Genomic DNA, 8,528 nt, shown 5'->3' with positions numbered 1-8,528 from the left:
CGCAGTGTTCCTCATGCCCGTCCTGCCGTACATCACCGACACGAAGGCGCACCTCGACGACGCCGTCGGTCGGGCCGTCGCTGCCGGCGCGACGAGCATCATGTACTCGGCACTGCACCTCCGGCCCGGCGTGAAGCCGTGGTGGTTCGCGTGGTTGCAGCGGAGCCGGCCGGACCTCGTCGAGCGGTACCGCGCGATGTACCTCGACAACACCTACGCACCGCGCGACTACCGGCGGTGGCTGGGGGAGCGGATCAGGCCGATCCTGCGGGCGCACGGGGTCGGTCTCGGGGAGGTCGACCCCACGACCGGCTCGATGGGGCACAGCGTCGACCGCACGCGCGTGATGCCGTTGAAGCGTGCTGCACCGGACTTCTCCGAGCGGCGTACCGTGACCGGGACATCGCCGACGCTGTTCTGACGTCCGGTCCGCGTTCGGGGGACACCCGATGTCGGATCGGGCCGGTATCATCGGGCGGGTCGCTGTCGGCATCCCGATTCGGGGTACACCGGCGGTGGCGACACCTACCCGGAAGGACGTCCCACCCGTGCTCGGCATCCCCACGCACCTCGCGCCACGCGTGAATGCCTGGTCGACGGTGCGCGCGTTCCACGCCGCCGCCGTGGGGTCGATCGTCGCGGCGGCGGTCGCGCTGCTGCTGCTCCGCGCGACCGAGCCCGGTGCGCAGGTGGTCGGGGCGGTGCTGGCGCTGGTACCGATGCTGGCGATGATCGGGCTCCACGTGCAGTTCGGCACATCGCGGTCCGCGGTGGCGTTCCTCGTCGTGGGCGGGACGTGCGTCTGGTGGTTCGCGACCGTCGTGCAGCGCGAGGTCGAGGTCCCCTGGGTGGCGTCCTTCGTGCTGTCCCTCGCGGTGATCCCGCTCGTCCTCGTCGGCGGTGCCGGTGCGGTGCCGGGGCGCGTGGTGCTCTGGTCGATCGGCGGCTTCGTGGTCGGCCGTGGTGCCGCCTTGCTCGCACTCGTCCAGACGGACGGGACCCCGCACCCCCTCGTCCTGGCGTGGGTGACGCTGGCGTTCGTGGTGTCCCTCGTGCTCGTGACCAGCCGCGCCACCACCCGGTCCGCGCGGGTCCAGCCGGAACTCCTCCGGTCGGCGCGTGAGGAACACGTCTCCGCGTACCGCGCCGGTGTGGAGGCCGAGGCGGCGGCGATCCTGCACGACACCGTCCTCAACCACCTCGGTGCCATCGCCATCGCGCCGGACGGCCCGATGGACGAGCACCTCGCGCGCACCGTCGACGAGGACCTCGCGCTGCTCACGGAGCGCAAGTGGCTCGGAGCGTCGGGATCGGAGCCGCCCAGCCCGGCCGCCACGGGTTCCTCGGCCTTCGGCGCGATGCTCGACGCCGAGCGGGCCCAGGGCCTCCACATCACGACGACCGGCGAGGCCCGGTCCCTCGAACGGCTCGACGACCGGACGCTCGACGCCGTCGTGCGGGCCGCCGGTCAGTGCCTGGCGAACGTGCGGAAGCACGCGGGCGTCAACGCGGCCGAGGTCAGCGTGTTCGACGACGGCGCCTCGTGCACGGTGATGGTCGTGGACGACGGGCGGGGCTTCGACGAGTCGGCGACGGGCGCGGACCGGATGGGCCTCCGCGGCTCGGTGCGGCAGCGCATCGAGCGCGTCGGCGGGTCCGTCCAGGTGTGGTCGTCGCCCGGCTCGGGCACGAGCGTGATGATGACCGTGCCGATGCCGACCCCGGTCGGCCGGGTCGGCGGGAGCGGGACACCCTCCGGCGACGTCGTGGCGTCCGGACGCGCGTCCGGCGGCCTCGTGTCGGGTGGTCTGGCGTCGGGCGGCGTCGCATCCGGGGGCTCCGCAACCGGGGGCGACGCGTCGTTCCGGCCCCGCGGCATCGAGGACGACGAGCCGGAGCGTGCCCGGTGACGGCTGCACGTCGCACCGCGCAGCAGTACGACCCGCTCGGTGCGATGGGATCACGGCCGCTCGCCGTCGTGATCGGTGCCGCCGGCACGGTCTGGGCACTGCTGGTGTCGCTGTTCGACCGCGACGTGGTCGGGAGCCCCGGCCTGAGCGCCCTCACCGTGCTGCTCGTCGCGGCCTCGGCGACCGTCGTGATCGCCGCGTCGAGTCCGTTCCGTGCGCCGTTCACCCGCGGGGCCTTCGTGGCGCACGTGGCGTTGCTGGCGACGGCCTCGGTGACGAGCGTCGCCGCCCAGTGGGGCCCGGACCGCAACGCCCTCAACGACTTCATGAGCCTGCTCACCGCGACCGGCATCGTGATGGTCGCTCCGTACCGGCCGTGGACCGACCTCGCCCTCGGCGGGCTGGTGCTCGCCGCGGTCGACGCGGCCGCCTGGGGCGTCGCTGCCGCGACCTTCCCGCACCAGGTCCCCGTGGCCGTCGCCGCCTTCCTGGCGGCAGCGCCGACGCTCGTGCTCACCGGTGCGTCGGCGGTCTTCGCGTGGACGTTCTCCGGGCTCGCCGAGCGGGTGCAGATCCGCGCCGGCTCGTACTCGGTCGAGCGGGCGGAACAGGACGGCATCGCCGCGAACGTGCAGCGGGACCGTTCGACCCTGCTCGCCACCGAGGTCGCGCCGTTCTTCGCCGAGCTCCGCACCCGCGACGCGATCACCGACGCGGACCGGGCGCGGGCGAGGGCCATCGCGGACACCCTCCGGCGCGGCATGGTGGCCGATGCGGACCGGACGTGGTTCGAGTACGCCGTCCGCGCCGAGGGCGGCGAACGAGCCGAGATCGACGACCCCGACGGACTGCTCGCGACCCTCGACGTCGACCAGCGGACCGTCGTGCGCACCTTCCTCCGCGCCGTGATGCGCGCTCCGGCCGTCGATCCGGCCGGCCTGGTCGTCCGGGCACGCGGGACGGCGGGGGAGCGGATCGAGGTCACGGTCGACGTCGTGGTCGCCGACTCCGACATCGGCATCCACCGCACCTTCGACCCGTACCTCGCGGTCCTCCGTGTCACGTTCCCCGACCTGGACGTCACCGTCCGGCCATCCGCCCTCGCACTAAGGTTCTCGTATGACCAGCACTGACCCGAACCGGCTCTCGGAGGGCGGTCCCGTCCTCCCGACCCCGGGGACCCGCCGGGTGCGGTTGGCCATCCTCGACGACCACGAGGTCCTGCTCGACTCCCTCTCGAGCTGGATCGCCGTGAACGCGTTCGACTTCGACCTGGCCCTCACCGCACACACCTGGCTCGAGATGGTCCACAGCGACAGCTTCCCGACCGACCTCGTGTTCCTCGACTTCCAGCTCAAGGAGCCCGTGTCGATCGAGGCGCGCGTCCGGACCTGCCGTGCCGCCGGGGCGAAGGTCATCGTCCTGTCGAGCGTCGACAGCCGCGAGTCCCGCGACCGTGCCCTCGCCGCCGGCGCCGCTGCCTTCCTGTCGAAGTCGCTGCCGATGCGCGAGGTCATGGACGTCGCCCGCGAGATCATGGGCGTCGCCCGCGAGACGCCGCCGCAGCGCGACTGGCGGCCGCTCCCGACCGGCGCGAGTGCGCACCAGCGGCCGAAGCTCAGCCACGGTGAGGAAGAGGCACTCCGGCTCTACGTGTCCGGCTACTCGACGAACGAGGTCGCTGCGCAGATGAACGTGCAGTACGAGACCGCGAAGACCTACCTGCGGCGCGTCCGTGAGAAGTACAGCAAGGTCGGTCGTCCCGCGTCGAAGAAGTCCGACCTCATCCGTCGTGCGGCGGAGGACGGGTTCCTCGCGTAGTGGCGAAGCTCTACTTCCGCTACGGCGCGATGAACAGCGGCAAGAGCACGGGGCTGCTGCAGGCGGCGTACAACTACGAGGAGCGCGGGCAGCGGGTCCTGCTCGCCAAGCCGGAGGTCGACACCAAGGGCGACCACGAGATCGTGTCCCGACTCGGCGTCACCCGGTCGGTCGACGTGGTCTTCGCGCCGTCCGACGACGTCCGCGCGGCCGTCACCGCAGCCGGGTCGACCGATCCGGCGTCGGCCGGTCTCGACGGCATGGTGCGCCCGGTGAGCTGCGTGCTCGTCGACGAGGCACAGTTCCTCACGCCGAAGCAGGTCGACGACCTCCTGCGCGTCGCGGTCCTCGACGGCATCCCGGTGCTCGCGTACGGCATCCGCACCGACTTCCGGACCGAGGCCTTCCCGGGCAGCGCCCGGCTGCTCGAGATCGCGCACTCCCTCGAGGAGCTCAAGACGATCTGCCGCTGCGGTCGCAAGGCGGTCTTCAACGCGCGCCGCATCGACGATCGCTTCGTCTTCGACGGCTCCCAGGTGGCGATCGACGGCGAGGACGTCACGTACGAGTCGCTCTGCGCGAACTGCTACCTCACGGAGTCCGGCGGGCACCTCGACGGCGACTGACGGTCGCCACCGGCACACGGCAACCCCCGACGGCCTGGAGGCCCGTGACGGGCCCGCCCCGCGCCTCCAGGCCGTCAGGGGGTGCGGAATGCACGTCGGCCGGCCACTGTTGGTGACCACATGAGCGACGCTTCCGTGCACCTGTCCGTCCTCGACCTGGCCACGCGTGAGTACGGCCAGTCCAACACCGAGGCCCTGCAGGGCTCGATCGACATGGCGGTGCACGCCGAGCAGCTCGGCTACGAGCGCATCTGGGTCGCCGAGCACCACGGGATGCCGGGCATCACCTCGTCCGCGCCCGCCGTGCTGCTGAGCGCCGTCGGGGCAGCCACCTCGACCATCCGCATCGGTTCCGGCGGGGTCATGCTGCCGAACCACGCACCGCTCGTCGTCGCCGAGCAGTTCGGGACGCTCCGTGCGCTGTACGGCGACCGGGTCGACCTCGGCATCGGCCGTGCACCCGGGACCGACGGTGCGACGGCGATGGCGCTCCGCCGCACCGACCGCCTCGACGTCGACGACTTCCCGCAGCAGCTCGCGGACCTCATCGGTTTCTTCACCGGCATGGAGGCGTCGAACCCGCTCTCGCGCATCCGCGCAGTGCCCGGCTACGGTGACGTGCCGGAGTTCTGGCTGCTCGGTTCCTCGGGCTACAGCGCGCAGGTCGCCGGTGCGCTCGGTGTCTCGTTCGCGTTCGCGCACCACTTCGCGTCCGACAACACCGAGGCAGCACTCGCGCTGTACCGCGACTCGTTCCGGCCGTCGCGTTTCCGCCAGACCCCGAACGCGCTGATCGGCGTGCAGGTCGTCACCGACGAGGACCCGGCCGTGATCGCGGAGCAGAGCGCGCCGGGCATGATCTCGTTCATCCGGATGCGGCAGGGAGCCAAGCCCGAGCCGGTGTCGATGGAGGAGGCCCGTGCGTACGAGTTCTCCGACCTCGAGCGACGCTTCATCGAGGCGCGGACCGCTCGCCAGGCCTACGGCACCGCGGACGAAGTCGCGGCGAAGATCAACGCGCTCGTCGAGTCGACCGGTGCCGATGGTGTGATCGTCGCTCCCGGGGCGGCGCAGGCGCGCTACCGGCACCAGGCGCTCGACGTCGTGGCGCGGTTGCACGCCGAGGGGCGGCTCGTGCCGGCGGGTGCCGCGGTGGCGTGACGCCGACGCACGCTCGGCCGAGGCGCGAGCCGCTCAGCCCGTCGAGGTTCCAGGACGCTGGAGTCTCGGCGGGCTTCGTCGTCGGGGAGGGAGACCTCGGGCTGGAGCACTGTGGGCGGTGGTGGCTGGTCGCGACACCCCGTCTCCGGGCGTCGAGCGGTCACGAGGTGTCGCTCCAGACGGCGCACAGCGACGATTCACGACCATTCGCCGACGGGCAGGCGGGGTGTCGTGCCCCTTCGTTGAGTCCGACCGGCGGACGAGCTCGCTTGAGAGAACGCGGCGCTCCGGGGGACGAGAGGGTCCGGGGGAACGCGGCGCTCCGGAGGAACGAGGAAGGCCCTGGTCGTCTGACCAGGGCCTTGCTGTCGGGGTGACAGGATTTGAACCTGCGACCTCCTCGTCCCGAACGAGGCGCGCTACCAAGCTGCGCCACACCCCGCGGTGTGATCACTCCGAACCGGAGCAACCCCAGAAGTCTACCGGATGATCGAGGGTGCTCACGACCATCTCGCCAACTCCCGGGCGCGTCGCCACGGCGGCTCAGTCGACGCGGGCGGTGAGGGTCACGACGACGGCCTCGGGGCGGCAGGAGAACCGCACAGGGGCGTAGATCGACGTCCCGAGCCCGGCCGAGATCTCGAGCCACGACCAGTGGTTGCGGTGCTCCCACTTGTGCAGCCCGCTGACGTAGCGGCGGGGGAGGTCGCAGTTCGTGACGAGCGCGCCGACGCCCGGCACCTGGACCTGGCCACCGTGCGTGTGGCCGGCGAAGATGACGTCGGCACCCTGGGTCACGAAGGCGTCGAGGACACGGCGGTACGGCGCGTGGGTGATCCCGAGGGAGACCGGCGCGGGGCCGTCCTCGTCCTCGGACCACGGCACGTCGCTGCGCATCTCGTCGACGTTCGTCGGCAGGAGGTCGAGGCGGTCCCAGTCGCGGTGCGCGTCCGACGTCCCGAAGAGCTCCAGGCGCGAGCCACGGAGTTCGATCGCATGTGCCTTGTCGTTCACGTCGAGCCACCCGAGCGACTCGAAGAACGCCGTCTGGCGGTCGATGTCGAGCTCCACGGGGCGGGCGCCCCCGCTGCCGTGCGCGCTCGGACCCGTGAAGTACTTGAACGGGTTCCGGGGCGTCGGGCCGTAGAAGTCGTTCGAGCCGTACGCGAAGGCGCCCGGGACGCCCCGGAAGGGCTCGAGCGCATACTCGACGGCGGAGTTCGCGGTGACGTGGCCGAGGTTGTCGCCGGTGTTCACCACGAAGTCGGGCTCCACCAGGCTGAGGTCGCGCAGCCACTGCTGCTTGTCCGACTGCCACGGCGCCATGTGGATGTCGGAGAGGTGCAGCACGACGATGTCGCGAGAGCCCGGCGCGAGCACCGGGACCGTCTCCCACCGGATGCCGAAGCGACGGCGCTCGACGAGGGAGCCCCACGCCGCAGCGCCGGCTCCGACGGCCGCGCCCGCTGGAAGGACCCGAGCGATGCGCGGCCGCGCGTCACTTGCAGTCCTTGGGAAGCTTGCCGTCTTTCGTGCCGTACAGCTTGACTGTCACCGCGGTGTTCCTTTCCCCCCGTGGCGTCGGCCGCCGGGTCCGTCGAAGGCGCCCTTGCCTGCTGGGAACCGCTGCCGCGCTCGTACTGGTCGGAGATGGTGATGTTCGTCAGACCCGCCGACTCGAGCTCGGACCGTGCGCTGCCGACGTTCTGCCGGTCACGTTTCGGCATCGAGGCCTGCGAGCCGTCGGTCGTGTACACCGTCACGCTCGCACCTTGGGAGAGGTAGGACCCTGCGGCGGGCGAGGTCTTGAGCACGCTGCCCGCGGTCCCGGGGCCGGGCTGGGTGCCGCCGTCCACGTACGTGAAGCCTGCCGAGGCGAGGGTCGACCGTGCCTCGTCCGGGCTCTTGCCCGCGAGGTTCGGCAGCTGGACGCTGTTGCCCCGGATCGCCGTCGACGACGGGTCCGTGAAGGCGCCGCCGGGGTAGGCCGCGTTGACCGGGGTCTGCGCCTGGCGCCACACGTCAGCACGCACGCCGGCGTAGGTGCCGTTCACGCCGTTGCTGTAGTGACGGAGGTTGAGCTTCTTGCCGTCGGTGTTGCCCTGCCAGTAGGCGGTGGCCACCTTGGTCGAAGCGCCGACGAGCCAGATCTGCTCGGCTTCGTCGGTCGTACCCGTCTTGGCGAACATCTGGGTGCCGTCGGCGGTCTGTGCACCGCGGGCGGTACCGCTCGTGATCGTCTGCTTCATCGCGTAGACCGCGGTCTGCGCGACGGCAGGGTCGACCGCCTGGGAGCAGTCCTTGGCCTGGCCGCCCAGCTTCTTGCCCGAGGCGTCCGTCACCTGGTCGATCGCGATCGGAGCGCAGAACGTGCCGTTGTTCGCGATGCCGGCGTACGCGGCAGCCATCGTGAGCGGCGCGATCTCGTTCGTCCCGAGGATGAAGGAGGGGTACGTGTTGAGCGGGTTCGCGTCGGCGCGGTGCACGCCGAAGTTCTTCGCCATGGTCTCGATGTCGCAGAGGTCGAGCTTCTGCGCCATCGAGGCGAACGCACCGTTGATCGAGCCCGCGGTGGCGCCGATGACGCTGTAGTTGCCGTTCTCGCCGGGGGAGTCGTTCGAGACGTCGAACTGCGTGTAGTCGGGCTGACCACACTTGGTCCACGGCGACACGACGCGCGCGGTGCCGTTGACGGTCTCGTTCAGGCCGTGGCCCGCCTTGATCCAGTCGAGGAGCGTGAACGCCTTGAACGTCGAACCGGTCTGGAACCCTCTCGCCCCGCCGTACTTGTAGTCGACCGAGTAGTTCAGCGAGGTCGACGTGGGTGCGGACTTCAGGGCCTCGTCGAAGTCCTTGTTCTGCGCCATCGTCAGGATGCGACCGGTGCCGACCTCGACCGAATCGAGCGTCGCGCCGAGGGCGATCTGCGTCTCCGCCTTGTTGTCGTACGTGTTGAGGATCTGCTTCTGCTGCGCGTTCAGGCCGATGTCGAGCGTCGTCTGGATCTTGT

At 71.1% G+C, this 8,528-nt stretch carries 7 protein-coding genes, 1 tRNA gene and 1 pseudogene; 6 read left to right on the top strand and 3 right to left on the bottom strand.

Translation table 11 applies throughout. From position 1 onward, the window contains the following. The 6 genes and pseudogenes from I59_RS06155 to I59_RS06130 form a co-directional block, all read left to right on the top strand. Positions 1-421: pseudogene (locus tag I59_RS06155) on the top strand (radical SAM protein); the annotation flags it as partial. 127 nt (positions 422-548) lie between these two features. Beyond that, positions 549-1,910 carry a sensor histidine kinase gene (locus tag I59_RS06150; protein ID WP_022903113.1) on the top strand — a complete coding sequence of 454 codons (1,362 nt, stop codon included), beginning with the start codon at positions 549-551 and terminating at the stop codon, positions 1,908-1,910. Further along, positions 1,907-3,043, top strand: coding sequence for a hypothetical protein (locus tag I59_RS06145; protein ID WP_022903112.1), 1,137 nt, complete (start codon positions 1,907-1,909; stop codon positions 3,041-3,043). The genes I59_RS06150 and I59_RS06145 overlap by 4 nt, the downstream gene beginning before the upstream one ends. After that, positions 3,030-3,731: a response regulator transcription factor gene (locus I59_RS06140; RefSeq protein WP_022903111.1), complete on the top strand. Its 702-nt coding sequence runs from the start codon at positions 3,030-3,032 to the stop codon at positions 3,729-3,731. Before I59_RS06145 ends, I59_RS06140 begins: the two co-directional genes overlap by 14 nt. Continuing rightward, the gene (locus I59_RS06135; RefSeq protein WP_022903110.1) at positions 3,731-4,357 is read left to right on the top strand and encodes a thymidine kinase; all 627 of its coding nucleotides are present in this window, start codon (positions 3,731-3,733) and stop codon (positions 4,355-4,357) included. Before I59_RS06140 ends, I59_RS06135 begins: the two co-directional genes overlap by 1 nt. Before the next feature lie 120 nt (positions 4,358-4,477). Beyond that, the gene (locus I59_RS06130) at positions 4,478-5,518 is read left to right on the top strand and encodes an LLM class flavin-dependent oxidoreductase (RefSeq protein WP_022903109.1); all 1,041 of its coding nucleotides are present in this window, start codon (positions 4,478-4,480) and stop codon (positions 5,516-5,518) included. 368 nt (positions 5,519-5,886) lie between these two features. On the opposite strand, the gene I59_RS06125 is transcribed toward I59_RS06130, so the two are convergent. The 3 genes from I59_RS06125 to I59_RS21340 all read right to left on the bottom strand — a co-directional run. Beyond that, positions 5,887-5,960, bottom strand: a tRNA-Pro gene (locus tag I59_RS06125). Positions 5,961-6,061: 101 nt separating this feature from the next. Beyond that, entirely contained in the window at positions 6,062-6,844 is a 783-nt protein-coding gene (locus I59_RS06120) for a metallophosphoesterase (protein ID WP_187289793.1), read from the bottom strand. Next, the coding region (locus I59_RS21340) for a PASTA domain-containing protein (protein ID WP_022903107.1) at positions 6,772-8,528 on the bottom strand (1,757 nt) is incomplete at its 5' end. The genes I59_RS06120 and I59_RS21340, both read right to left, overlap by 73 nt.

Origin of the sequence: Curtobacterium sp. B8 (genome assembly GCF_000333315.1) — a bacterium.
GTDB classification, from domain to species: Bacteria; Actinomycetota; Actinomycetes; order Actinomycetales; family Microbacteriaceae; genus Curtobacterium; species Curtobacterium luteum.
Note: the sequence above shows the minus strand (reverse complement) of the source record. Positions and strands in the feature narration are given on the sequence as shown.